Annotated in this window: 36 protein-coding genes; 34 read left to right on the top strand and 2 right to left on the bottom strand. The window is 56.3% G+C overall.

Annotated features, from left to right (window positions below; translation table 11 throughout):
- The first annotated feature begins 30 nt into the window (after positions 1-30).
- The 31 genes from tuf (at position 31) to bfr (ending at position 17,388) form a co-directional block, all read left to right on the top strand.
- On the top strand, positions 31-1,224 hold the full coding sequence (gene tuf, locus PSUM_RS25865; protein WP_008065716.1) for an elongation factor Tu: 1,194 nt from the start codon (positions 31-33) through the stop codon (positions 1,222-1,224).
- 158 nt (positions 1,225-1,382) lie between these two features.
- Positions 1,383-1,694, top strand: a complete 312-nt coding sequence (rpsJ, locus tag PSUM_RS25860; RefSeq protein WP_003186070.1) for a 30S ribosomal protein S10 — start codon at positions 1,383-1,385, stop codon at positions 1,692-1,694.
- A gap of 80 nt (positions 1,695-1,774) precedes the next feature.
- The gene (gene rplC, locus PSUM_RS25855; protein WP_003186059.1) at positions 1,775-2,410 is read left to right on the top strand and encodes a 50S ribosomal protein L3; all 636 of its coding nucleotides are present in this window, start codon (positions 1,775-1,777) and stop codon (positions 2,408-2,410) included.
- A gap of 12 nt (positions 2,411-2,422) precedes the next feature.
- Positions 2,423-3,025, top strand: a complete 603-nt coding sequence (gene rplD / locus PSUM_RS25850) for a 50S ribosomal protein L4 (protein WP_003228735.1) — start codon at positions 2,423-2,425, stop codon at positions 3,023-3,025.
- On the top strand, positions 3,022-3,321 hold the full coding sequence (gene rplW / locus PSUM_RS25845) for a 50S ribosomal protein L23 (RefSeq protein ID WP_002555488.1): 300 nt from the start codon (positions 3,022-3,024) through the stop codon (positions 3,319-3,321). The genes rplD and rplW overlap by 4 nt, the downstream gene beginning before the upstream one ends.
- A 14-nt stretch (positions 3,322-3,335) precedes the next feature.
- Positions 3,336-4,160 carry a 50S ribosomal protein L2 gene (gene rplB / locus PSUM_RS25840; RefSeq protein WP_003186055.1) on the top strand — a complete coding sequence of 275 codons (825 nt, stop codon included), beginning with the start codon at positions 3,336-3,338 and terminating at the stop codon, positions 4,158-4,160.
- A gap of 16 nt (positions 4,161-4,176) precedes the next feature.
- Positions 4,177-4,452: a 30S ribosomal protein S19 gene (gene rpsS / locus PSUM_RS25835; protein WP_002555486.1), complete on the top strand. Its 276-nt coding sequence runs from the start codon at positions 4,177-4,179 to the stop codon at positions 4,450-4,452.
- Between the two features lie 11 nt (positions 4,453-4,463).
- Positions 4,464-4,796, top strand: coding sequence for a 50S ribosomal protein L22 (rplV, locus tag PSUM_RS25830; protein WP_003103908.1), 333 nt, complete (start codon positions 4,464-4,466; stop codon positions 4,794-4,796).
- A gap of 13 nt (positions 4,797-4,809) precedes the next feature.
- The gene (rpsC, locus tag PSUM_RS25825; RefSeq protein WP_008065719.1) at positions 4,810-5,496 is read left to right on the top strand and encodes a 30S ribosomal protein S3; all 687 of its coding nucleotides are present in this window, start codon (positions 4,810-4,812) and stop codon (positions 5,494-5,496) included.
- A 12-nt stretch (positions 5,497-5,508) separates the two neighbouring features.
- Positions 5,509-5,922, top strand: a complete 414-nt coding sequence (rplP, locus tag PSUM_RS25820) for a 50S ribosomal protein L16 (protein WP_003228729.1) — start codon at positions 5,509-5,511, stop codon at positions 5,920-5,922.
- The gene (gene rpmC / locus PSUM_RS25815) at positions 5,922-6,113 is read left to right on the top strand and encodes a 50S ribosomal protein L29 (protein WP_002555481.1); all 192 of its coding nucleotides are present in this window, start codon (positions 5,922-5,924) and stop codon (positions 6,111-6,113) included. The genes rplP and rpmC overlap by 1 nt, the downstream gene beginning before the upstream one ends.
- Before the next feature lie 2 nt (positions 6,114-6,115).
- On the top strand, positions 6,116-6,382 hold the full coding sequence (rpsQ, locus tag PSUM_RS25810) for a 30S ribosomal protein S17 (RefSeq protein ID WP_003176419.1): 267 nt from the start codon (positions 6,116-6,118) through the stop codon (positions 6,380-6,382).
- Between the two features lie 23 nt (positions 6,383-6,405).
- A complete protein-coding gene (gene rplN / locus PSUM_RS25805) occupies positions 6,406-6,774 on the top strand; it encodes a 50S ribosomal protein L14 (protein ID WP_002555479.1) in 369 nt (122 codons plus the stop codon).
- An 11-nt stretch (positions 6,775-6,785) separates the two neighbouring features.
- Complete coding sequence (gene rplX / locus PSUM_RS25800) at positions 6,786-7,100, top strand: 50S ribosomal protein L24 (protein ID WP_003186046.1); 315 nt, start codon at positions 6,786-6,788, stop codon at positions 7,098-7,100.
- A 20-nt stretch (positions 7,101-7,120) separates the two neighbouring features.
- Positions 7,121-7,660: a 50S ribosomal protein L5 gene (gene rplE, locus PSUM_RS25795; RefSeq protein ID WP_003210069.1), complete on the top strand. Its 540-nt coding sequence runs from the start codon at positions 7,121-7,123 to the stop codon at positions 7,658-7,660.
- 13 nt (positions 7,661-7,673) lie between these two features.
- Positions 7,674-7,979, top strand: coding sequence for a 30S ribosomal protein S14 (rpsN, locus tag PSUM_RS25790; protein WP_003176414.1), 306 nt, complete (start codon positions 7,674-7,676; stop codon positions 7,977-7,979).
- 209 nt (positions 7,980-8,188) lie between these two features.
- On the top strand, positions 8,189-8,581 hold the full coding sequence (gene rpsH, locus PSUM_RS25785; protein WP_008065722.1) for a 30S ribosomal protein S8: 393 nt from the start codon (positions 8,189-8,191) through the stop codon (positions 8,579-8,581).
- Between the two features lie 12 nt (positions 8,582-8,593).
- A complete protein-coding gene (rplF, locus tag PSUM_RS25780; protein WP_003176412.1) occupies positions 8,594-9,127 on the top strand; it encodes a 50S ribosomal protein L6 in 534 nt (177 codons plus the stop codon).
- Positions 9,128-9,137: 10 nt separating this feature from the next.
- Complete coding sequence (rplR, locus tag PSUM_RS25775) at positions 9,138-9,488, top strand: 50S ribosomal protein L18 (protein ID WP_003186037.1); 351 nt, start codon at positions 9,138-9,140, stop codon at positions 9,486-9,488.
- A 3-nt stretch (positions 9,489-9,491) separates the two neighbouring features.
- Positions 9,492-9,992: a 30S ribosomal protein S5 gene (rpsE, locus tag PSUM_RS25770; protein WP_003186035.1), complete on the top strand. Its 501-nt coding sequence runs from the start codon at positions 9,492-9,494 to the stop codon at positions 9,990-9,992.
- Positions 9,993-9,994: 2 nt separating this feature from the next.
- Positions 9,995-10,171 (top strand): 50S ribosomal protein L30, encoded by a 177-nt coding sequence (gene rpmD, locus PSUM_RS25765; protein ID WP_003176408.1) that lies wholly within the window; start codon positions 9,995-9,997, stop codon positions 10,169-10,171.
- Positions 10,172-10,174: 3 nt separating this feature from the next.
- Complete coding sequence (gene rplO, locus PSUM_RS25760) at positions 10,175-10,612, top strand: 50S ribosomal protein L15 (protein ID WP_003228720.1); 438 nt, start codon at positions 10,175-10,177, stop codon at positions 10,610-10,612.
- Complete coding sequence (gene secY / locus PSUM_RS25755) at positions 10,613-11,941, top strand: preprotein translocase subunit SecY (protein WP_008065724.1); 1,329 nt, start codon at positions 10,613-10,615, stop codon at positions 11,939-11,941.
- A 24-nt stretch (positions 11,942-11,965) separates the two neighbouring features.
- On the top strand, positions 11,966-12,082 hold the full coding sequence (rpmJ, locus tag PSUM_RS25750) for a 50S ribosomal protein L36 (protein ID WP_002555468.1): 117 nt from the start codon (positions 11,966-11,968) through the stop codon (positions 12,080-12,082).
- Between the two features lie 130 nt (positions 12,083-12,212).
- Positions 12,213-12,569, top strand: coding sequence for a 30S ribosomal protein S13 (gene rpsM, locus PSUM_RS25745; RefSeq protein WP_009045849.1), 357 nt, complete (start codon positions 12,213-12,215; stop codon positions 12,567-12,569).
- A gap of 30 nt (positions 12,570-12,599) precedes the next feature.
- Positions 12,600-12,989 carry a 30S ribosomal protein S11 gene (gene rpsK / locus PSUM_RS25740; protein ID WP_002555466.1) on the top strand — a complete coding sequence of 130 codons (390 nt, stop codon included), beginning with the start codon at positions 12,600-12,602 and terminating at the stop codon, positions 12,987-12,989.
- 18 nt (positions 12,990-13,007) lie between these two features.
- A complete protein-coding gene (gene rpsD, locus PSUM_RS25735; RefSeq protein WP_003176404.1) occupies positions 13,008-13,628 on the top strand; it encodes a 30S ribosomal protein S4 in 621 nt (206 codons plus the stop codon).
- A 22-nt stretch (positions 13,629-13,650) separates the two neighbouring features.
- A complete protein-coding gene (locus tag PSUM_RS25730) occupies positions 13,651-14,652 on the top strand; it encodes a DNA-directed RNA polymerase subunit alpha (RefSeq protein ID WP_007970428.1) in 1,002 nt (333 codons plus the stop codon).
- Positions 14,653-14,694: 42 nt separating this feature from the next.
- Positions 14,695-15,081, top strand: a complete 387-nt coding sequence (gene rplQ / locus PSUM_RS25725) for a 50S ribosomal protein L17 (protein WP_007970429.1) — start codon at positions 14,695-14,697, stop codon at positions 15,079-15,081.
- Between the two features lie 238 nt (positions 15,082-15,319).
- Positions 15,320-16,774 (top strand): catalase, encoded by a 1,455-nt coding sequence (locus tag PSUM_RS25720; protein WP_083349805.1) that lies wholly within the window; start codon positions 15,320-15,322, stop codon positions 16,772-16,774.
- Between the two features lie 149 nt (positions 16,775-16,923).
- Positions 16,924-17,388 (top strand): bacterioferritin, encoded by a 465-nt coding sequence (bfr, locus tag PSUM_RS25715; RefSeq protein ID WP_008053867.1) that lies wholly within the window; start codon positions 16,924-16,926, stop codon positions 17,386-17,388.
- A 66-nt stretch (positions 17,389-17,454) separates the two neighbouring features.
- On the opposite strand, the gene uvrA is transcribed toward bfr, so the two are convergent.
- Positions 17,455-20,289, bottom strand: a complete 2,835-nt coding sequence (gene uvrA, locus PSUM_RS25710) for an excinuclease ABC subunit UvrA (protein WP_020799827.1) — start codon at positions 20,287-20,289, stop codon at positions 17,455-17,457.
- A 191-nt stretch (positions 20,290-20,480) separates the two neighbouring features.
- On the opposite strand from uvrA, the gene PSUM_RS25705 reads away from it, so the two are divergent.
- Both PSUM_RS25705 and PSUM_RS25700 read left to right on the top strand, forming a co-directional pair.
- Entirely contained in the window at positions 20,481-21,878 is a 1,398-nt protein-coding gene (locus PSUM_RS25705) for an MFS transporter (protein WP_008065728.1), read from the top strand.
- A 9-nt stretch (positions 21,879-21,887) separates the two neighbouring features.
- Complete coding sequence (locus PSUM_RS25700; protein WP_020799826.1) at positions 21,888-22,409, top strand: single-stranded DNA-binding protein; 522 nt, start codon at positions 21,888-21,890, stop codon at positions 22,407-22,409.
- 117 nt (positions 22,410-22,526) lie between these two features.
- On the opposite strand, the gene PSUM_RS25695 is transcribed toward PSUM_RS25700, so the two are convergent.
- The gene (locus PSUM_RS25695) at positions 22,527-23,081 is read right to left on the bottom strand and encodes a cysteine hydrolase family protein (protein ID WP_020800584.1); all 555 of its coding nucleotides are present in this window, start codon (positions 23,079-23,081) and stop codon (positions 22,527-22,529) included.
- 102 nt (positions 23,082-23,183) lie between these two features.
- On the opposite strand from PSUM_RS25695, the gene PSUM_RS25690 reads away from it, so the two are divergent.
- Positions 23,184-24,176, top strand: coding sequence for a GlxA family transcriptional regulator (locus PSUM_RS25690; protein WP_083349804.1), 993 nt, complete (start codon positions 23,184-23,186; stop codon positions 24,174-24,176).
- Positions 24,177-24,254: the final 78 nt, after the last annotated feature.

The following is a 24,254-nucleotide window of genomic DNA, read 5'->3' as shown; positions in this document are numbered from 1 at the left end:
TTCAGTCCTTTAGGCAAGGAGTTAATTGTCGTGGCTAAAGAAAAATTTGATCGTTCCCTACCGCACGTAAACGTTGGCACCATCGGCCACGTTGACCACGGTAAAACCACTCTGACCGCTGCTCTGACTCGCGTCTGCTCCGAAGTTTTCGGTTCGGCCGTAGTTGAATTCGACAAGATCGACAGCGCACCAGAAGAAAAAGCTCGCGGTATCACCATCAACACCGCGCACGTCGAGTACAACTCGAACATTCGTCACTACGCTCACGTTGACTGCCCAGGTCACGCTGACTACGTGAAGAACATGATCACCGGTGCTGCCCAGATGGACGGCGCGATCCTGGTTTGCTCGGCCGCTGATGGTCCGATGCCACAAACCCGTGAGCACATCCTGCTGTCCCGTCAGGTAGGCGTTCCGTACATCGTGGTCTTCCTGAACAAGGCTGACCTGGTAGACGACGCTGAGCTGCTGGAACTGGTTGAGATGGAAGTTCGCGACCTGCTGTCCACCTATGACTTCCCAGGCGACGACACTCCGATCATCATCGGTTCTGCTCGTATGGCGCTGGAAGGCAAAGACGACAACGAAATGGGCACCACTGCCGTTCGTAAGCTGGTCGAAACTCTGGATACCTACATCCCAGAGCCAGAGCGTGCTATCGACAAGCCATTCCTGATGCCAATCGAAGACGTATTCTCGATCTCGGGTCGTGGTACTGTTGTGACTGGTCGTATCGAGCGCGGTATCGTTCGCGTTCAAGATGCACTGGAAATCGTTGGTCTGCGTGACACCACCACCACCACCTGCACCGGTGTTGAGATGTTCCGCAAGCTGCTCGACGAAGGTCGTGCTGGCGAGAACTGCGGCGTTCTGCTGCGTGGCACCAAGCGTGACGACGTTGAGCGTGGCCAGGTTCTGGTTAAGCCAGGTTCGGTTAAGCCGCACACCAAGTTCACCGCAGAAGTTTACGTTCTGAGCAAGGAAGAAGGCGGTCGTCACACTCCGTTCTTCAAAGGCTACCGTCCACAGTTCTACTTCCGTACTACTGACGTGACCGGTAACTGCGAGCTGCCAGAAGGCGTTGAAATGGTAATGCCAGGTGACAACATTCAGATGACTGTTACCCTGATCAAAACCATCGCAATGGAAGACGGTCTGCGCTTCGCTATCCGTGAAGGCGGCCGTACCGTTGGTGCTGGCGTTGTAGCTAAAATCATCGAGTAATCTCTTCACCGAGAAAGCTTTGATGTTTTGAAAAGGCCCCCGCTCAGCGGGGGCCTTTTTTATTGGGTTGACACCTATCTGGGGCGTCTATAGAATTGCGCCTCCTTTTAACAGGCGTATTGCGCCTGGTGGGAATAGCAGCCGGAGTCTGAAATCCAATGCAAAATCAGCAAATCCGTATCAGGTTGAAGGCTTTTGACCATCGCCTGATCGACCAATCCACCCAGGAAATCGTGGAAACCGCGAAACGTACTGGTGCTCAAGTGCGTGGTCCAATTCCACTGCCTACCCGTAAAGAGCGGTTCACCGTTCTGGTCTCCCCGCACGTCAACAAAGACGCGCGTGATCAGTACGAGATCCGTACTCATAAGCGCGTTCTGGACATCGTCCAGCCAACGGATAAAACCGTTGATGCACTTATGAAGCTTGATCTTGCGGCCGGTGTGGAAGTGCAGATCAGCCTCGGCTAAGACTCGGTCTTAGTCGTGTAACGCTCTGAAATGGGCGGCCATAGCGGGTGAAAGCCCCGTACACTCATGAGGTTTACAACATGACTATTGGTGTAGTCGGTCGTAAATGCGGTATGACCCGTATTTTCACCGAAGAAGGTGTCTCCATTCCGGTCACGGTCATTGAGATCGAGCCGAATCGCGTCACCCAGTTCAAAACTGAAGAGACCGATGGCTATCGTGCAGTGCAAGTCACTGTCGGCGAGCGTCGTGCTTCGCGTGTAACAGCAGCTCAGGCTGGCCACTTCGCTAAAGCGAACGTTGCCGCTGGTCGTACCGTAATGGAATTCCGCCTTGAAGAAGGCGAGTACCAGGCCGGCGATCTGATCAACGCTGAAATCTTCGCCGCTGGTCAACTGGTTGATGTAACCGGTCAGTCCAAGGGTAAAGGCTTCCAGGGTACGATCAAGCGTTGGAATTTCCGCGGGCAAGATAACACCCACGGTAACTCCGTATCCCACCGCGTTCCAGGCTCTATCGGCCAGTGCCAGACTCCTGGTCGTGTATTCAAGGGCAAAAAAATGTCCGGTCATATGGGCGCTGAGCGCGTGACCGTGCAGTCCCTCGAAGTAGTGCGCGTGGACGCTGAACGCAATCTGTTGTTGGTCAAGGGCGCTGTTCCTGGCGCTACTGGCGGCAACTTGGTTGTACGTCCAGCAGCCAAGGCTCGCGGTTAAGGGGAAGCTGACATGCAATTAAATGTAAATGACGCTCAAGCGATCGAAGTTTCCGAACTGACATTTGGCGGCGAATTCAACGAGACGCTGGTTCACCAAGCAGTCGTGGCCTACATGGCTGGCGGCCGTCAGGGTAGCAAGCAGCAGAAGACCCGTTCCGACGTTCGTGGTGGCGGTAAGCGCCCATGGCGTCAGAAAGGTACTGGCCGTGCTCGTGCCGGTACTATCCGTAGCCCAATCTGGCGTGGCGGCGGTACCACTTTCGCAGCTCGTCCTCAGGATCACTCGCAGAAGCTGAACAAGAAGATGTATCGCGCAGCAATGCGTTCCATCCTTGCTGAGCTGGTGCGTACTGATCGTCTGGTCGTGGTTCAGGATTTCGCCGTTGAAACGCCGAAAACCAAAGACCTGCTGGGCAAGCTGAACAACATGAGCCTGACCGACGTTCTGATCGTGTCGGACGCTGTTGATCAGAACCTGTACCTGGCTGCTCGTAACCTGCCACACGTAGATGTACGTGACGTGCAAGGTTCCGATCCAGTTAGTCTGATCGCATACGACAAGGTGTTGATCACCGTGTCGGCCGTGAAGAAATTCGAGGAGCTGCTGGGATGAACCAGGAACGCGTATTTAAAGTTCTGCTTGGCCCGCACGTTTCCGAGAAGGCTACGGTTCTGGCAGACAAGAAAGGCCAGTTCGTTTTCAAGGTTGCTACTGATGCAACCAAGCTGGAAATCAAGAAGGCCGTCGAAAGCCTGTTCAGCGTGAAAGTAGAGCGTGTTACTACCCTGAATGTTCTGGGTAAGAGCAAGCGCACTGCTCGCGGTCTGGGCAAGCGTAATGACTGGAAGAAGGCAGTTATCTCCCTTCAGCCAGGCCAAGATCTCGATTTCAGCAGCAGTGCTGAGTAAGGAAGGGGTGCATCATGGCAATCGTTAAATGCAAACCGACTTCCCCTGGCCGCCGTTTTGTGGTCAAGGTGGTCAACCAGGAGCTGCATAAAGGCGCTCCTCACGCACCGCTGCTCGAGAAGAAGTCGAAGTCTGGTGGTCGTAACAACAATGGCCGTATTACCACTCGTCACATCGGTGGTGGTCATAAGCAGCATTATCGTCTGGTCGATTTCCGTCGCAACGACAAAGATGGCATCGCTGCCACTGTCGAGCGTATCGAATACGATCCAAACCGTACTGCTCACATCGCTCTGCTGCTGTACGCAGATGGCGAGCGTCGCTACATCATCGCCCCTAAAGGCGTGAGCGCTGGCGACCAGCTGATCGCAGGTGCCCTGGCACCGATCAAGCCGGGCAACGCTCTGCAACTGCGTAACATTCCAGTTGGTAGCACCGTACACGGCATCGAATTGAAGCCAGGTAAAGGCGCTCAGATCGCTCGTTCCGCTGGTGCTTCGGCTCAGCTGATCGCTCGTGAAGGCGTGTACGTTACCCTGCGTCTGCGTTCCGGTGAAATGCGTAAAGTCCTGGCTGAATGCCGTGCGACCCTGGGCGAAGTCTCGAACTCCGAGCACAGCCTGCGTTCGCTGGGTAAAGCTGGTGCCAAACGCTGGCGTGGCGTTCGCCCAACCGTTCGTGGTGTTGCCATGAACCCGGTTGACCACCCACATGGTGGTGGTGAAGGTCGTACCTCTGGTGGTCGTCATCCGGTATCGCCATGGGGCTTCCCGACTAAGGGCGCGAAGACTCGTGGTAATAAGCGTACCGACAAAATGATCGTCCGTCGTCGCAAGTAAATAGAGGGATACGACAGTGCCACGTTCTCTGAAAAAAGGTCCTTTTATCGATCTTCACCTACTGAAGAAGATCGAAGTGGCGGCGGAAAAGAACGATCGCAAACCGGTGAAAACCTGGTCGCGTCGTTCGATGATCCTGCCACAAATGGTCGGTTTGACCATCGCAGTACACAACGGTCGTCAGCACGTCCCAGTTCTCGTGAACGAAGACATGGTCGGCCACAAACTGGGCGAGTTCGCCGGTACCCGCACTTATCGCGGGCACGTGGCAGACAAGAAAGCCAAGCGTTAAGGGGTTAGGAAATGGAAGTAGCCGCTAAGTTGTCGGGCGCTCGAATCTCCGCCCAGAAAGCCCGCTTGGTCGCCGACCAGATCCGCGGGAAGAAGGTGGGCGAAGCGCTCAACCTGTTGGCTTTCAGCAGTAAGAAAGCCGCCGAGATCATGAAGAAAGTGCTGGAGTCGGCCGTAGCCAACGCCGAGCATAACGAAGGCGCAGACGTTGATGACCTGAAGGTCAGCACCGTTTTCGTCAACGAAGGGCGTTCGCTGAAGCGCATCATGCCACGTGCCAAAGGCCGTGCTGATCGCATCGTCAAGCGGTCTTGCCATATCACTGTCAAGGTTGCTGACAAGTAACGGAGTCGAAGAGATGGGTCAGAAAGTACATCCCATTGGCATTCGCCTGGGAATCGTCAAGGAGCACACCTCCGTCTGGTACGCAGACGGTCGGACTTATGCGGACTATTTGCTCGCAGATCTGAAGGTGCGTGAGTATCTCCAAGACAAACTAAAAAGCGCGTCCGTAAGCCGTATCGATATCCATCGTCCGGCTCAAACTGCACGCATCACCATCCACACCGCTCGTCCAGGTATCGTTATCGGGAAGAAAGGTGAAGATGTTGAGAAACTGCGTCAGGACCTGACCAAGCAAATGGGTGTGCCTGTGCACATCAATATCGAAGAGATCCGCAAGCCGGAGCTCGACGGTATGCTGGTTGCGCAGAGCGTAGCTCAGCAGCTGGAGCGTCGCGTAATGTTCCGTCGCGCTATGAAGCGCGCTGTACAGAACGCCATGCGCATTGGTGCCAAAGGCATCAAAATCCAAGTGAGCGGTCGTCTCGGCGGTGCTGAAATCGCACGTACTGAATGGTATCGCGAAGGTCGTGTGCCATTGCACACCCTGCGTGCCGACATCGACTATGCCAACTACGAAGCTCACACCACCTACGGTGTGATCGGTGTAAAGGTTTGGATCTTCAAAGGCGAAGTAATTGGTGGTCGCCAAGAAGAACTGAAACCACAAGCACCAGCGCCTCGTAAAAAAGCTGCTAAGTAAGGGGTACGCCAAATGTTGCAACCAAAGCGTACGAAGTTCCGCAAGCAAATGACTGGTCACAACCGTGGCCTGGCATTGCGCGGTAGCAAAGTCAGCTTCGGCGAGTTCGCGCTGAAGTCTGTAGCTCGTGGTCGTCTCACCGCTCGTCAGATCGAGTCAGCGCGTCGTGCTCTGACCCGTCACGTAAAACGTGGTGGCAAGATCTGGATCCGTGTATTCCCGGACAAGCCGATCTCCAAAAAACCTCTCGAGGTTCGGATGGGTAAAGGTAAGGGTAACGTGGAATACTGGGTTGCCCAGATTCAGCCAGGCAAAGTCCTGTATGAAATCGAGGGTGTTTCTGAAGAGCTGGCGCGTGAGGCTTTCGCCCTGGCTGCTGCAAAGCTGCCGCTCGCCACCTCCTTTGTTAAACGGACGGTGATGTGATGAAAGCGAATGAACTTCGTGAAAAATCCGCACAGCAGCTGAACGAGCAACTGCTCGGCTTGCTGCGCGACCAGTTCAATCTGCGTATGCAGAAAGCAACTGGCCAGTTGGGGCAGTCTCATCTGCTCTCGCAAGTTAAGCGTGACATCGCTCGCGTGAAGACTGTGCTCAACCAGCAGGCAGGTAAGTAATCATGGCTGAAGCCGAAAAAACTGTCCGTACGCTGACTGGCCGTGTTGTCAGCGACAAGATGGACAAAACCATCACCGTTCTGATCGAGCGTCGCGTTAAGCACCCGATCTACGGTAAATATGTTAAGCGTTCGACTAAGCTGCACGCGCACGACGAAACCAATCAGTGCCACATCGGCGACAAAGTCACTATTCGTGAAACTCGTCCTTTGGCCAAGACCAAGTCTTGGGCGCTGGTTGATGTTCTCGAACGCGCTGTGGAAGTCTAAGGACTAGGGGTCGGAGAAATTATATGATTCAGACTCAATCCATGCTCGATGTGGCCGATAACAGCGGCGCTCGCCGTGTTATGTGCATCAAGGTGCTGGGTGGCTCCCATCGTCGTTACGCTGGTATCGGTGACATCATCAAAGTTACCGTGAAGGAAGCAATTCCTCGCGGTAAAGTGAAAAAAGGCCAAGTGATGACTGCTGTTGTAGTCCGCACTCGTCACGGCGTACGTCGTGCTGATGGCTCCATTATCCGCTTTGATGGCAACGCTGCTGTTCTTCTGAACAACAAGCAAGAGCCGATCGGCACCCGTATCTTTGGGCCAGTGACCCGTGAACTTCGTACTGAGAAGTTCATGAAGATCGTCTCGCTCGCCCCAGAAGTGCTGTAAGGAGATCCGACATGCAAAAGATTCGTCGTGACGACGAGATCATCGTGATCGCCGGCAAAGACAAAGGTAAGCGCGGTAAGGTGCTGAAGGTTCTTGCTGACAACCGTCTGGTTGTTGGTGGTCTGAACCTGGTCAAGCGTCATACCAAGCCTAACCCGATGTCGGGCGTACAAGGCGGTATCGTCGAGAAAGAAGCGCCACTGCACGCTTCTAACGTCGCCATCTTCAACGGCGAAACCAACAAGGCTGACCGCGTTGGTTTCAAAGTAGAAGACGGTAAGAAAATTCGTGTCTTCAAGTCGACCCAAAAAGCGGTTGATGCTTGAACACTGCTAGGTAGAAGACCATGGCACGACTAAAAGAGATTTACCGGAAGGAAATCGCTCCGAAACTTAAGGAAGAACTTAAGCTTTCGAACGTGATGGAAGTTCCGCGCGTTACCAAAATCACCCTGAACATGGGTCTGGGCGAAGCGATCGGCGACAAAAAAGTCATCGAGCACGCTGTAGCTGACCTGGAAAAGATCACCGGCCAGAAAGTCGTTGTGACCTACGCTCGCAAATCCATCGCTGGCTTTAAAGTCCGTGAAGGTTGGCCGATCGGCGTCAAAGTGACCCTGCGCCGTGAGCGTATGTACGAGTTCCTGGATCGTCTGCTGTCGATCTCCCTGCCTCGGGTTCGCGACTTCCGCGGCCTGAATGCCAAGTCCTTCGATGGTCGTGGCAACTACAGCATGGGCGTGAAAGAGCAGATCATCTTCCCGGAAATCGACTACGACAAGATCGATGCTCTCCGTGGTCTGGACATCACCCTGACCACCACTGCCAAGAACGATGATGAAGGCCGCGCTCTGCTGCGTGCGTTCAAATTCCCGTTCCGCAACTGATTGGAGTAGGACCATGGCCAAGATGAGCATGAAAAACCGCGAGCTGAAGCGTCAGCTCACGGTTGCCAAGTACGCCAAGAAGCGTGCAGCACTGAAAGCTATCATCGTTGATCTGAACGCAAGTCCAGAAGCGCGTTGGGAAGCTACAGTTGCCCTGCAGAAGCAGCCACGTGACGCAAGCGCCTCGCGCATGCGTAACCGCTGCCGCCTGACCGGTCGTCCACACGGCGTTTACCGCAAGTTCGGCCTTGGCCGTAACAAACTGCGTGAAGCGGCAATGCGTGGTGACGTACCAGGTCTGGTTAAAGCCAGCTGGTAAGTACTGTCAAAGTCTCGGTGCAAGGGTTCGCAAGAACCTGACCACCGGTGGCCTTGAATCTGGATCAAGCCCCTTTTGGGGCTTGATTCATTTCTGGGGTGTGTCTAGAATACCCGGCTCGCCTGAGCCCGTGTTTTTTATACCCGGAGATTCTCGGCGACACGTAGTAGCCGCAAGGCTAATTTTTCTGTATTAGGAGCGTCTAGCCCATGAGTATGCAGGACCCGTTAGCGGACATGCTAACTCGAATCCGTAATGCCCAGATGGCTGAAAAGTCCGTCGTAAGCATGCCATCTTCCACGTTGAAGGTAGCTGTTGCCAAAGTCCTGAAGGACGAAGGTTACATCGCGGGTTATCAGATCAGCAGCGAAACAAAACCACTGCTGTCTATCGAGCTGAAATACTTCGAAGGCCGTCCGGTTATCGAAGAAGTGAAGCGCGTTAGCCGTCCAGGCCTGCGTCAGTACAAGTCCGTCGATGATCTGCCAAAAGTTCGTGGCGGTCTCGGTGTGTCTATCGTCTCCACCAACAAGGGTGTGATGACTGATCGTGCTGCGCGCGCTGCCGGTGTCGGCGGCGAAGTTCTTTGCACTGTGTTCTAAGGGGGGATAAGCATGTCTCGCGTCGCTAAGAACCCCGTTAAGCTGCCAGCCGGCGTCGAAGTAAAATTCGCAGGCCAACAGCTTTCGGTGAAGGGTGCCAAGGGCACTCTCGAACTGAACATCCATTCGTCCGTTGAGATCGTTGAAGAAGCTGGTGAGCTGCGTTTCGCTGCTCGCAATGGCGATCAACAAACTCGCGCAATGGCTGGTACCACTCGTGCGTTGGTAAACAACATGGTCCAAGGCGTAAGCCAAGGCTTCGAGCGCAAGCTCCAGCTGGTCGGTGTTGGTTACAAAGCGCAAGCAAAAGGCACAGTGCTGAACCTGGCTCTTGGCTTCTCGCATCCAGTGGATTACGAACTGCCGGAAGGCATCACCGCTGAGACTCCTAGCCAGACCGATATCCTGATCAAGGGCATCGACAAGCAGCTGGTAGGTCAAGTGGCCGCCGAGATCCGCGACTTCCGTCCACCAGAGCCGTACAAAGGCAAAGGTGTGCGCTACGCGGACGAAGTCGTCCGTCGTAAAGAAGCCAAGAAGAAGTAGGGCATAGCAAATGACCGACAAAAAAGTTACTCGACTGCGTCGCGCTCGCAAAGCACGCCTGAAAATGCACGAACTCGAAGTCGTGCGTCTCTGCGTGTTCCGCTCTTCGCAGCACATCTACGCCCAGGTCATTTCGGCCGACGGCAACAAAGTCCTGGCAAGCGCCTCGACTTTGGATAAAGAACTGCGTGATGGCGCCACTGGCAACATCGACGCGGCCACTAAGGTTGGCCAGCTGGTCGCTACGCGTGCTAAGGCCGCTGGCGTCTCGCAGGTGGCTTTCGACCGCTCTGGCTTCAAGTACCACGGCCGCGTTAAAGCGCTGGCTGATGCTGCTCGTGAAGCTGGGCTGGAGTTCTAAGTTATGTCAAATAACGACCAAAAGCGCGACGAAGGCTACATCGAGAAGCTGGTTCAAGTTAACCGCGTAGCCAAAACCGTTAAAGGCGGCCGTATCTTCACTTTCACCGCGTTGACCGTGGTTGGTGATGGTAAAGGGCGTGTTGGCTTCGGCCGTGGCAAGTCGCGTGAAGTGCCTGCTGCGATCCAGAAGGCAATGGAAGCTGCTCGCCGCAACATGATCCAGGTTGATCTGAACGGCACCACCCTGCAGTACGCAATGAAGTCCGCCCACGGCGCTTCGAAGGTGTACATGCAGCCTGCTTCTGAAGGTACCGGTATCATCGCTGGCGGCGCAATGCGTGCCGTTCTCGAAGTTGCTGGCGTTCAGAACGTTCTGGCCAAGTGCTATGGCTCGACTAACCCGGTAAACGTGGTTCACGCCACTTTCAAGGGTTTGAAAGCAATGCAGTCTCCTGAATCCATTGCCGCCAAGCGTGGCAAAAGCGTCAAGGAGATCTTCTGATCATGGCTACCGTTAAAGTTACGCTGATCAAAAGCATGACCGGCCGCATCCCTAACCACAAACTGTGCGTTAAGGGTCTGGGTCTGCGTCGCATCGGTCACACTGTAGAAGTCCAGGATACTCCCGAGAATCGCGGGATGATCAACAAGGCTTACTACATGCTGCGTGTCGAGGGTTAATCGATGAAACTCAATGATCTGAGTCCAGCGCCGGGTTCCCGTCGCGAAAAGCATCGTCCGGGCCGTGGTATCGGTAGTGGTTTGGGTAAGACTGGTGGCCGTGGTCACAAAGGTCAGACTTCCCGCTCCGGTGGCACCATTGCTCCAGGCTTTGAAGGCGGTCAACAGCCGCTGCATCGTCGCCTGCCGAAGTTCGGTTTCGTTTCCCTGAAAGCCATGGACCGCGCAGAAGTGCGTCTGTCCGAGCTGGCTAAAGTGGAAGGCGACATCGTCACCGTGCAGTCCCTGAAAGATGCCAACGTGATCAACGTCAACGTACAGCGTGTGAAAATCATGCTGTCCGGTGAAGTGACTCGCGCTGTCACTATCGGCAAGGGAATCGGCGCCACCAAAGGTGCGCGTGCGGCTATCGAAGCAGCTGGCGGCAAGTTCGAGGAATAAATGGCTAAGCAAGGTGCTCTCTCTGCGCTCGGCAAAGGCGGTATGTCTGAACTTTGGGCTCGTCTGCGTTTTCTGTTCCTGGCGATTATCGTCTACCGAATAGGCGCACACATCCCGGTTCCAGGTATCAACCCGGACCGACTCGCGGACCTGTTTCGACAGAATGAGGGGACCATTCTTAGCTTGTTCAACATGTTTTCCGGCGGCGCGCTGGAGCGGATGAGCATTTTTGCACTGGGGATCATGCCGTACATCTCGGCATCGATCATCATGCAACTGATGACCGCCGTCAGCCCGCAGCTGGAGCAGTTGAAGAAGGAAGGTGAAGCTGGCCGTCGCAAGATCAGCCAGTACACCCGCTACCTCACCGTCGTTCTTGCTCTTGTCCAGGCCATTGGCATGTCCATTGGTCTGGCAGGGCAGGGCGTTTCGTTCACTGGTGACTTTAGCTTCCATTTCGTCGCAGTAACCACTTTTGTGGCTGGTGCGATGTTCATGATGTGGCTGGGTGAGCAGATTACTGAGCGTGGTGTTGGCAACGGTATCTCGATGTTGATTTTTTCGGGTATCGTCGCCGGTCTTCCGAGAGCGATCGGGCAGTCTTTCGAGTCTGCGCGTCAGGGTGATATCAATATCTTCGCCCTGGTTGCCATCGGTTTGCTGGCAGTAGCGATTATCGGTTTCGTGGTGTTCATTGAGCGTGGTCAGCGTCGTATTGCTGTTCACTACGCCAAGCGTCAGCAGGGCCGCAAGGTCTTCGCTGCGCAGACCAGCCACTTGCCGCTGAAGGTGAACATGGCCGGTGTTATCCCGGCTATTTTCGCGAGCAGCATCTTGCTGTTCCCGGCTTCGTTGGGTGCCTGGTTCGGCCAGTCTGAAGGTATGGGCTGGTTGCAGGACATCTCGCAGTCGATCGCTCCTGGTCAGCCGTTGAATATTCTGCTGTTTAGTGCAGGGATTATTTTCTTCTGCTTCTTCTATACGGCGTTGATGTTCAATCCGAAAGACGTAGCGGAGAACCTGAAGAAGTCCGGTGCCTTTATTCCGGGTATCCGTCCAGGTGAGCAGTCTGCGCGCTACATTGATGGCGTTCTGACTCGTTTGACCCTGTTCGGTGCTCTTTACATGACGGCCGTCTGCCTGTTGCCCCAGTTCCTGGTGGTTGCAGCGAACGTACCGTTCTACCTTGGCGGGACCTCGTTGCTGATCGTCGTCGTGGTTGTGATGGACTTCATGTCCCAAGTACAATCGCACCTCGTTTCGCACCAGTACGAATCCCTGATGAAGAAAGCCAACCTGAAGGGTTACGGCAGCGGCATGCTGCGCTGACCCATAAGGTTCGAGGAGTTGGTGATGAAAGTTCGTGCATCGGTGAAAAAGCTGTGCCGTAACTGCAAGATTATTCGCCGCGAAGGTGTTGTTCGAGTAATTTGCAGCGCGGAACCGCGTCACAAACAGCGCCAAGGCTGAGTGTGATTGTGCTTCAAGCCCGGCAGCTAGTGCGCTGCCGGGTTGATTATTTGTTATTACAGCGATATTATCTCGCGCCCTATTTCTTGGCTTCCGGGGCGTAGGTAGCTGTCAATTGGAGTCCCACTGAATGGCCCGTATTGCAGGCGTTAACATTCCAGATAACAAGCATACTGTTATCTCGCTGACCTACATCTATGGTGTTGGTCGCACTACTGCACAGAAAATTTGTGCAGAGACTGGGGTAAACCCAGCCGCAAAGATCAAGGATCTGAGCGACGAGCAGATTGAACAGCTGCGTGGCGAAGTGGCGAAGTTCACCACTGAAGGTGACCTGCGTCGCGAAATCAACATGAAAATCAAGCGCTTGATGGACCTCGGTTGCTATCGCGGTCTGCGTCATCGTCGTGGTCTTCCAGTACGCGGTCAGCGTACCAAGACCAACGCGCGTACCCGTAAAGGTCCGCGTAAGCCGATCCGCAAGTAATCGCCCCAGCGAATCGACAGGAAAATTATCATGGCAAAACCTGCTGCTCGTCCTCGTAAAAAAGTTAAAAAGACAGTGGTTGATGGCATCGCCCACATCCATGCTTCTTTTAACAACACCATCGTGACCATTACCGACCGTCAAGGTAACGCTCTTTCCTGGGCTACCTCCGGTGGTTCGGGTTTCCGCGGTTCCCGCAAGTCCACCCCGTTTGCTGCTCAAGTAGCTGCTGAACGTGCTGGTCAAGCTGCGCTGGAATACGGCCTGAAAAACCTCGACGTAAACGTCAAAGGTCCAGGTCCAGGTCGTGAATCCGCAGTCCGCGCTTTGAACGGCTGTGGCTACAAGATCGCCAGCATCACCGACGTGACGCCTATCCCGCACAACGGGTGCCGTCCGCCGAAGAAGCGCCGCGTGTAATCCAGGAGATTGTAAAGAATGGCTCGTTACATTGGTCCAAAATGCAAACTCGCTCGTCGCGAAGGCACCGATCTCTTCCTGAAGAGCGGCGTGCGCGCGATCGAATCGAAGTGCAACATTGAAGCAGCACCTGGTATCCACGGCCAACGCCGCGGTCGCCAGTCCGATTACGGCACCCAACTGCGTGAAAAGCAGAAGGTCCGTCGTATCTACGGCGTTCTCGAGCGTCAATTCAGCGGCTACTACAAAGAAGCAGCTGGCAAGAAAGGTGCAACCGGTGAAAACCTGCTGCAACTGCTCGAATGCCGTCTGGACAACGTTGTATACCGTATGGGCTTTGGTTCGACTCGTGCCGAATCCCGTCAGCTGGTATCGCACAAGTCGATCAGCGTAAACGGTCAGACCGTTAACGTTCCGTCCTACCAGGTTCGTGCTGGTGACGTGGTTGCTGTTCGCGAGAAAGCAAAAAACCAACTTCGCATTGTCCAAGCTCTCGATCTGTGTGCCCAACGTGGCCGCGTAGAATGGGTAGAAGTAGACACTGAGAAGAAGTCGGGCGTTTTCAAGAACGTTCCAGCTCGCAGTGATCTGTCCGCCGACATCAACGAAAGCCTGATTGTCGAGCTCTACTCCAAGTAAGGGCTAGAAAATAGGTGCATCCATGCAGATTTCGGTAAATGAGTTCCTGACACCCCGCCACATTGATGTGCAGGTTGTCAGTCCAACCCGCGCCAAGATCACGCTCGAGCCTCTCGAGCGTGGCTTTGGCCACACCCTGGGCAACGCGCTGCGCCGCATCCTGTTGTCCTCAATGCCCGGCTGTGCAGTAGTCGAGGCCGAGATTGACGGTGTGCTCCACGAGTACAGCGCCATCGAAGGTGTACAGGAAGACGTAATTGAAATCCTGTTGAACCTTAAAGGTCTGGCTATCAAGCTGCACGGCCGTGACGAAGTTACGCTGACCTTGTCGAAGAAGGGTTCGGGGGTGGTTACCGCTGCCGATATTCAGCTGGATCATGATGTCGAGATCGTTAATCCCGATCACGTAATCGCTAACCTGGCGTCTAACGGCGCCCTGAACATGAAGCTCGTAGTAGCTCGTGGTCGTGGTTATGAACCGGCAGACTCGCGTCAGAGCGATGAAGACGAAAGCCGCAGCATCGGTCGCTTGCAGCTTGACTCTTCGTTCAGTCCGGTTCGCCGTATCGCATACGTGGTGGAAAACGCCCGTGTCGAACAGCGTACTAACCTGGACAAGCTGGTTATTGATCTGGAAACCAACGGTACCCTGGATCCTGAAGAGGCTATCCGCCGTGCTGCAACCATTCTGCAACAGCAGTTGGCTGCGTTCGTCGACCTCAAGGGTGACAGTGAGCCAGTGGTTGTCGAGCAGGAAGACGAGATCGATCCGATCCTGCTTCGCCCGGTTGACGATCTGGAACTGACTGTACGTTCGGCTAACTGCCTTAAGGCGGAAAACATCTACTACATCGGCGACCTGATTCAGCGTACCGAAGTAGAGCTGTTGAAGACTCCGAACCTGGGCAAGAAATCCTTGACTGAAATCAAGGACGTTCTGGCCTCCCGCGGTCTGTCCCTCGGCATGCGCCTCGACAACTGGCCGCCTGCAAGTCTTAAGAAGGACGACAAGGCGACTGCCTGATCGTCGTAATCACCGAACGTAGTGTTTGGTAAGGAATGAACCATGCGTCATCGTAAAAGTGGTCGTCACCTGAGCCGCACCAGCTCGCACCGCAAGGCCATGTTCCAAAACATGGCGGTGTCGCTGTTCGAGCACGAGCTGATCAAAACTACTCTGCCAAAAGCTAAAGAACTGCGCCGCGTTGCCGAGCCGCTGATCACTTTGGCCAAGACAGATAGCGTTGCTAACCGCCGTTTGGCTTTCGACCGTACTCGTTCGAAAGCTATCGTTGGTAAGCTCTTCAACGACCTGGGCAAGCGTTACGCTACCCGTGAGGGTGGCTACCTGCGCATCCTCAAGTGCGGTTTCCGCGCTGGCGACAACGCGCCTATGGCGTACGTCGAGTTGGTTGATCGTGCTACTGCTGGCGAAGCTGTATCCGCCGAGTAAGACGTCAGTCTGAAACAAAAAACCGGGCCTAGTGCCCGGTTTTTTGTGCCTGAAAGTAAAGCGCGCTGCGTACAAGCTTTTAACCGCTTCAAGTGGTCATCATGGGTCGGAGATGATCATTAGTAATTTTCTATCGATGTCTACAGGTTAATGAATTTGTAGGCGTCACAGTGATGATCAATACTCCCTCTCAGCCGATTAGCCGGCAGTTCAAGACTGACAGAGAAAGGAAGATCACATGAGCCAAAACAACACGCTTACAACTGCCAGTGGCGCTCCTGTCGCCGACAACCAGAATTCCCGCTCCGCCGGCCCTCGCGGCCCATTGCTGCTCGACGACTTCCACCTGCTCGAAAAACTCGCCCACTTCAACCGTGAAAATATCCCGGAGCGTCGTGTGCACGCCAAGGGTTCGGGCGCTTACGGTACATTTACCGTCACCCGCGATATCACCCAATACTCCAGCGCCATACTATTTGAGGCTGTCGGTAAGCAAACGCCAACCTTCCTGCGATTCTCCACTGTCGGTGGTGAACGCGGTTCGGCGGACACCGAACGTGATCCTCGTGGCTTCGCGCTGAAGTTCTATACCGAAGAAGGCAACTGGGACATTGTGGGCAACAACACGCCGGTATTCTTCATTCGCGACCCACTCAAGTTCCCGGACTTTATCCACACTCAAAAGCGTCTGCCACAAAGCAACCTCAAAAGTGCACAGGCGATGTGGGACTTCTGGTCGCACTCACCGGAAGCGTTGCACCAGGTCACCATTCTGTTCTCCGACCGGGGCATTCCCGACGGCTATCGTCACATGCACGGCTTCGGCAGCCACACTTACAGCCTGATCAACGCCACGGGCGAGCGTCATTGGGTGAAGTGGCACTACAAGACCCAACAAGGCATCAAGAATCTTGCACCTGCAGAGGCGACGCGGCTGGTGGGTACCGATCCAGATTACGCCCAGCGAGACTTGTTCGAAGCGATCGAGCGAGGCGAGTTCCCAAAATGGCGCGTGTGCATCCAGATCATGACCGAGGCCCAGGCTTGCGCGCACTATGAGAATCCGTTCGACGTGACTAAAACCTGGTCGCAGAAGGAGTTCCCGTTGATCGAAGTGGGTGAGTTGGAGCTCAATCGAAATCCACTGAACTACTTCGCCGAGGTCGAGCAAGCCGCGTTTGGCCCAAGTAACATGGTGCCCGGTGTAGGTCTGTCGCCAGATCGCATGCTGCAAGGTCGGGTATTCGCTTACGCTGATGCGCACCGCTACCGCATCGGCACCAATCACCAGCAATTGCCGGTGAATGCGCCGCGCAGTCCGGTCAACACTTATCAGCGCGATGGCTCGATGGCGTTTGGCAGCAATGGTGGTGCGGCGCCAAACTACGAGCCCAATAGCTATATCGAGTCGCCAAAGCAGGCGCCCCGTTATGCTGAACCTGCATTGGCATTAAGCGGCGCAGCGGATCGCTATGATCATCGCAAAGACACCGACTATTACAGTCACGCTGGCGCACTGTACCGATTGATGAATGACGAACAGAAAGCGTTGCTGGTCCACAACATTGCGGGCGCAATGGCGGGGGTCTCAAGCGACGTCGTCGACCGTCAACTGCAGCATTTCTTCAAGGCCGATCCGGCGTATGGAGAAGCAATTGCAACGCTGCTCAACGTACAGCTTAACGAAGTCTAAATGAGAAGCAGAACCGCCCTTATTAGGGCGGTTTTTGCGTTATTTAAGCTGCTTTTCTCAGAATATCTTCGCTTTTATTGCGTGCGGCGAGTGACGTTGTGGTCATGTTGGTTCAAACTACAGACTTTCAAGCAGGGAGATGTAGGGCGATGCAAGGCCACCCAGACGTTATCGATTACCTCAACACGTTGCTGACCGGCGAACTGGCCGCGCGTGATCAATATTTCGTCCACTCGCGGATGTATGAGGACTGGGGTTTCACCAAGCTCTACGAACGAATCAACCACGAGATGGAAGAAGAAGCAGGGCACGCTGATGCACTGATGCGCCGGATTCTGATGCTCGAAGGCACGCCGCGCATGCGTCCGGACGATCTGGATGTCGGCACCACGGTTACTGAAATGCTCGAAGCGGACTTGCGCCTGGAATACAAGGTTCGGGCCGCGCTGTGCAAGGGCATCAAGCTCTGCGAACAGCACAAGGACTATGTCAGCCGCGAAATGCTGCGGGTCCAACTGCATGACACCGAAGAAGATCACACCTATTGGCTTGAAAAGCAGCTTGGCCTGATCAAGTTGATCGGTCTCGAGAATTACCTGCAATCCCACACCTGATTGCGGCGAATACAAAAAAGCCCCTGTTACCGATGAAGTGACAGGGGCTTTTTCGTGGGGGCCCAGTTAAGCCCTGTCACGCTCCAGCAGGGGCTTGAGGTAATAACCGGTATGGGATTGCTTCATCTCTGAAACCTCTTCCGGCGTGCCAACGGCAATGATCTGCCCGCCCTTGGAACCGCCCTCTGGGCCCAGGTCCACCAGCCAGTCAGCGGTCTTGATGACGTCGAGGTTGTGCTCGATCACCACCACCGTATTGCCGTGGTCGCGCAGACGGTGCAACACATCCAGCAGTTGCTGGATGTCCGCAAAGTGCAGCCCGGTAGTCGGCTCGTCGAGGATGTACAGGGTCTTGCCAGTGTCACGCTTGGACAGTTCGCGCGACAGTTTGACCCGCTGGGCCTCACCACCGGACAGTGTGGTCGCCGATTGTCCCAGCTTGATGTACGACAAGCCGACGTCCATCAGAGTTTGCAGTTTGCGCGCCAAAGCCGGCACCGCATCGAAGAACTCCCGGGCCTCCTCGATGGTCATCTCGAGGGTTTCATGAATGCTCTTGCCCTTGTATTTGATCTCAAGGGTTTCGCGGTTGTAGCGCTTGCTCTTGCACACATCGCACGGCACATAGATATCCGGCAGGAAGTGCATTTCCACCTTGATCAGGCCATCACCCTGACAAGCTTCGCAGCGTCCGCCCTTCACGTTGAAGGAGAAGCGCCCGGGGCCATAACCGCGCGATCGCGACTCCGGTACGCCGGCAAAAAGCTCACGAATCGGTGTGAACAGGCCGGTGTAGGTGGCCGGGTTGGAGCGTGGGGTACGACCGATGGGACTCTGGTCGATGTCGACGACCTTATCCAGATGCTCCAGGCCCTTGATGCTGTCGTGAGCAGCCGCTTCCAGGGTGGTTGCCCCGTTGAGCGCCGTGGCACTCAACGGAAAGAGCGTGTTGTTGATCAGTGTCGACTTGCCTGAGCCGGACACGCCGGTCACGCAGGTCAGCAGGCCGATGGGAATGTCCAGGTCGACGTTGCGCAGGTTGTTGCCACGGGCGCCCTTGAGCGTCAGCGACAACTTCTTGTTGCGCGGCGTACGCTTGGCCGGCACCGCGATCTTCACGCGGCCCGACAGGTACTTGCCGGTCAGGGAGTCGGGATGCGCCATCACCTCGGCCGGCGTACCTTCAGCGACGATGTGCCCACCGTGAACCCCCGCACCAGGGCCGATATCCACCACATAGTCGGCCAGGCGAATCGCGTCTTCATCGTGCTCTACCACGATCACCGTGTTGCCGATGTCCCGCAGGTGTTTCAGCGTGCCAAGCAACCGGTCGTTATCACGCTGGTGCAGACCGATCGAGGGTTCGTCGAGGATGTACAGAACACCGACCAGCCCGGCGCCGATCTGGCTGGCCAGGCGGATACGCTGGGCCTCACCACCGGACAAGGTGTCTGCGCTGCGATCCAGCGACAGATAATCGAGGCCGACGTTGACCAGGAACTGCAGGCGTTCGCGAATTTCCTTGAGGATCTTGTCGGCGATCTCGCCACGGCGGCCAGTCAGTTTCATCCCTTCGAAATAGTCGCAGGCATCACCGATTGGCAGGTTGGTCACCGCCGGCAGGGTTTTCTCGCCGACCCACACATGCCGTGCTTCGCGACGCAGACGGGTGCCGCGGCAATCAGGGCAGGACTGGGTGCTGAGGAACTTGGCCAGCTCTTCGCGTACCGAGGCCGACTCGGTTTCACGGTAGCGGCGTTCCAGGTTTGGCACGATGCCTTCGAACGGGTGCGAGCGCTTGACGATATCGCCCCGGTCATTCAGGTATTTGAAATCGACGTTTTGTGAACCGCTGCCGTGCAGGATGCTCTTCTGCTGCTCGGCCGGCAGTTCGTTGAACGGCACTTCCAGACTGAACTTGTAGTGGGAGGCCAGCGAGCCAAGCATCTGGAAGTAATAGACGTTGCGCCGGTCCCAGCCGCGAATCGCGCCTTCGGCGAGGGTCAACTCACCATTAACCAGGCGCTTGATGTCGAAGAACTGCTTGACCCCCAGGCCATCACAGGTCGGGCAGGCACCGGCCGGGTTGTTGAAGGAAAACAGCTTGGGCTCGAGTTCACTGATGGCGTGCCCGCAAATTGGGCAGGCGAAGCGCGCGGAGAAGATCATCTCTTCGCCCGGCTCGTCGTCCATCGGTGCCACCAGGGCGATGCCATCTGCCAGTTTCAGCGCGGTCTCGAAGGATTCGGCCAGGCGCTGTTGCAGGTCGGCACGCACCTTGAAGCGGTCAACCACGACATCAATGGTGTGTTTTTTCTGTTTATCGAGCTTCGGTGCTTCGTCCAGCTCATACAACTTGCCGTTGATCCGGGCACGAACGAAACCTTGTGCGCGCAGTTCCTCGAAGACCGAAAGGTGCTCACCTTTGCGCTCGCGAATGACCGGCGCCAACAGCATGAGCTTGCTGCCCTCAGGTTCGGCAAGGACCAGGTCGACCATCTGGCTGACGGTCTGCGCTTCCAGGGGAATGTCGTGGTCCGGGCAGCGTGGAATGCCGACGCGCGCATAGAGCAGGCGCAGGTAGTCGTAGATTTCGGTGATGGTGCCCACGGTCGAACGCGGGTTGTGCGAGGTCGACTTCTGTTCGATGGAAATCGCCGGCGACAGGCCTTCGATGGTGTCGACGTCAGGCTTTTCCATCATCGACAGGAACTGCCGGGCATAGGCCGACAGCGACTCGACATAGCGGCGCTGGCCTTCGGCGTACAACGTGTCGAAAGCCAGGGATGACTTGCCCGAGCCGGACAGGCCGGTGATGACGATCAGCTTGTCCCGTGGCAGGGTCAGGTCGATGTTCTTCAGGTTGTGGGTTCGAGCCCCACGAATCAGGATCTTGTCCAAGGTGGCCTCGCTCGGCGGGCGTCGAAAACGTAGGAGTATACGGCCAAATACTGGATGGATGCACACTATCGAATGTTGCAATTGCTGCCTTACATGAAAGCTCTGTCATCTACACGCGGCAAAGCGTCGCGATATACCCTGCCAATCGATGGGACTGGTAGAATCGCCGCCGGTTCACATGAGGTTTTTCCATGCACGATCCCCACAGCGAGCGCATGAGTGGCAGCGAGACCCGCGCGGCAAGCGGTCTGGCCCTGGTGTTCGCCTTCCGTATGCTCGGCATGTTCATGGTGTTGCCGGTATTGGCGACCTATGGCATGGACCTGGCAGGAGCGACCCCGGCCCTCATCGGGCTGGCGATTGGCGCTTATGGCCTGACCCAGGCGATTTTCCAGATTCCTTTCGGTTTCATTTCTGACCGCATTGGCCGCCGCCCGGTGATTTACCTGGGGCTGATCGTCTTCGCGCTTGGCAGCGTCCTGGCGGCCAACGCCGACTCGATCTGGGGCGTGATCGCCGGGCGCATCCTGCAAGGTGCCGGTGCGATTTCCGCCGCGGTGATGGCTTTGCTGTCAGACCTGACCCGCGAACAGCACCGGACAAAGGCCATGGCGATGATCGGCATGACGATCGGGCTGTCGTTTGCTGTTGCCATGGTAGTAGGACCGTTGCTGACCCGTGCCTTCGGGCTGTCCGGACTGTTCCTTGCCACAGGTGGCATGGCGCTGGTTGGCATCGTGATTGTGATGTTCATGGTGCCGCGCTCCACGGGCCCGTTGCAGCACCGTGAATCCGGCGTCGCGCGCCAGGCGCTGATACCGACGCTCAAGCACCCGGACCTGCTGCGCCTGGATCTTGGTATCTTTGTGTTGCACGCAATGCTGATGTCGAGTTTCGTCGCCTTGCCCCTGGCGCTCGTCGAAAAAGCCGGGCTGCCCAAGGAGCAGCATTGGTGGGTGTACCTGACGGCGCTGCTGATTTCCTTCTTCGCCATGATCCCGTTCATCATCTACGGCGAGAAGAGACGCAAAATGAAACGTGTTTTACTCGGCGCCGTCGTGACGCTGATGCTCACTGAGCTATTCTTCTGGCAGTTCGGCGACAGCTTGCGAGCTCTGGTGATTGGTACCGTGGTGTTTTTCACCGCCTTCAATCTGCTGGAAGCTTCGTTGCCGTCGCTGATCAGCAAGGTTTCACCGGCGGGCGGCAAGGGCACGGCGATGGGGGTCTACTCCACCAGTCAGTTCCTTGGCTCGGCACTGGGCGGCATACTTGGCGGCTGGCTGTTCCAGCATGGCGGTCTGTCGGTTGTGTTCCTTGGATGCGCTGGTCTGGCTGCCCTCTGGCTGGCCTTTGCTGTTACCATGCGTGAACCTCCCTACGTGACAAGCCTGCGCTTGCCATTGTCGCCCGAGGCGATCCGCGAAGCGGGGCTGGTTGAGCGCCTGAAGGCCGTCGTAGGGGTAACAGATGCAGTGATAGTCGCAGACGAAGCGGCGATTTACATCAAATTGGACACCGAACTATTGGATCGCACCACCCTTGAAAGCCTGGTGAACAACCCGGCCGGGGCAGCGTGCGTAGCCTAGGAGAACGTAATGGCCCGTGGGGTTAACAAAGTCATATTGGTCGGCACTTGCGGCCAGGATCCTGAAGTTCGTTACCTGCCGAATGGCAACGCCGTGACCAACCTGAGTCTGGCAACCAGCGAACAGTGGACCGACAAGCAAACCGGTCAGAAAGTCGAAAAAACCGAATGGCACCGCGTGTCGATGTTTGGCAAGGTCGCGGAAATCGCCGGCGAATACCTGCGTAAAGGTTCGCAGGTCTACATCGAAGGCAAGCTGCAGACCCGCGAGTGGGAAAAAGACGGTATCAAGCGTTACACCACTGAAATCGTGGTCGACATGCAAGGCACCATGCAACTGCTGGGCGGTCGTCCTCAACAGGGTGACCAACAAGGCCAGGGCGGCGGTAACAACTACCAGCAATCCGCTCCTCGCCAGCAGGCTCCGCGTCCACAGCAGTCGGCACCGCAACAGTCGCGCCCGGCTCCTCAGCAGGCCGCGCCACAGCCAGCTCCGGACTTCGACAGCTTTGATGACGATATTCCGTTCTAAGCAATAGCTTCGATCGAATCAAAGCCCGGCACTCCCATCAGGATGCCGGGCTTTTTGTTACCCGCAGTTTTCGATTTCCCTGTAGGAGCCGTATTGCGCGGCAAGGCGGGTATGTTATTAACGGCTGGCGGCGAGGAACTCGTCGGTGGACACCACCTTGGCGTAGGCAAAACCCAATGCCGACATGAACGCGGCATGTACGTGGGCTGCCGGAACGTTCAGTCCATTGAACTCCAGGTCACGGGAGGCACAGGCATCGTGGATCACCATGACGCTGTAGCCGAGGTCGTTGGCGGCGCGGGTGATGCCGTCGACACACATGTGGCTCATGCTGCCGACCACCACCAGTTCCTTGATGCCTTGCTCGTCGAGAATGCTCTGCAGTTCGGTTTCGCGGAACGAGTTGACGAAGTGCTTGAGCACCACCGGCTCATTGCCTTGGTTGAGGACTTTAGGGTGCAGCTTCGCACCGTCCGAGCCCGGGGTGAAAAACGGCGCTTGTGCGGAGGTGAACTCGTGGCGGATGTGCACTACCGAATCACCGGCCTCACGAAAGGCCTTGAGCAGACGAACAGCGTTGTCTGCGGCGGCATCGGCGCCGACCAACGGCCATTTGCCCTGGGGGAAGTAGTCTTTTTGGATATCGACTACGATGAGTGCTTGCTTGGCCATGACTGTTTCCTCGAAGTGCGGTTTGGGTGTGGAATGAAGTATTGACCCTGGCAGACCGTCCGGGGATTGGCCGCACCGACAATAGAAGGGGGAAAACTGACAATGGAAGCACAAAGGGCAATCGCCGAGCTGGGCGTGTTGATCTATCCCGGCGCGCAGATGGCGGCGGTGCATGGGTTGACGGACCTGTTCGGGGTGGCCAACCGTATCGCTGCAGAGCATCAGGCGGCGCGCTTGCCTTTGTTGCGGATCAGCCATTGGCAGGTCGATGGCGAACAGGCGCCCGTTCGTGTCTATGACAGCCATCCCGCTGCGGACAGCGCATTGGTAGCGGTGTTGATTCCGCCGTCGATTGCCGGCTTCACCGAAGCCCAGGCGCCGCAAGCGCTGCTGCGTTGGCTTCGCCAGCAGCACGCCAATGGCGCGACCCTGGGGGGTGTCTGCGTGGGCTCGCTGCTATTGGCTGAAAGCGGACTGCTGGACGGTCGCAGCGCCACCACTCACTGGACTTCCGCGAAAACCTTCGCCGAGCGCTACCCGGCGATCAAGCTCAAGGCTGATACGCCCATCGTCGATGACGGCGACCTGATTACCACGGCCGGGCTGATGGCGTGGTCTGAATTGGGTCTGCGCCTGGTCAATCGTCTGCTGGGCCCGAGCATTGCCACCGGCACTGCGCGTTTCCTGGTGGTGGAACACAGCGACAGCGCCAGTGAGTGTGGCAGCAATTTCGCCCCGATTCTCAACCATGGCGATGCCGCGATCCTCAGGGTTCAACACTGGCTGCAAAGCACGGGTGCCACCGATGTCTCGCTGACGGCGATGGCTGAACGTGCAGGGCTGGAGGAGCGGACGTTCCTGCGGCGATTCCGTGCGGCAACCGGGCTTAAGCCGACGGAGTACTGCCAGCACCTGCGAGTCGGCAAGGCCCGGGAAATGCTCGAATTCACCAATGGCACCATCGATCACATCGCCTGGACCGTGGGATATCAGGATCCGGGGGCGTTTCGTTCGACATTCAAGAAGATTACCGGGTTGGCCCCCAGTGATTACCGGGCGCGGTTTGGGGCGATGCCGAGTGCGGCCCCCCGATAGAAGCATCACCCTGCGGGAGTGCCAAAATGCTCGAGTCGTGCAAAATGCCAGAGTCCTGATACCCGTCGTGCAGAATAA

This window comes from Pseudomonas umsongensis, from assembly GCF_002236105.1.
In the GTDB taxonomy this organism is placed as follows: domain Bacteria; phylum Pseudomonadota; class Gammaproteobacteria; order Pseudomonadales; family Pseudomonadaceae; genus Aquipseudomonas; species Aquipseudomonas umsongensis.
Note: the sequence above shows the minus strand (reverse complement) of the source record. Positions and strands in the feature narration are given on the sequence as shown.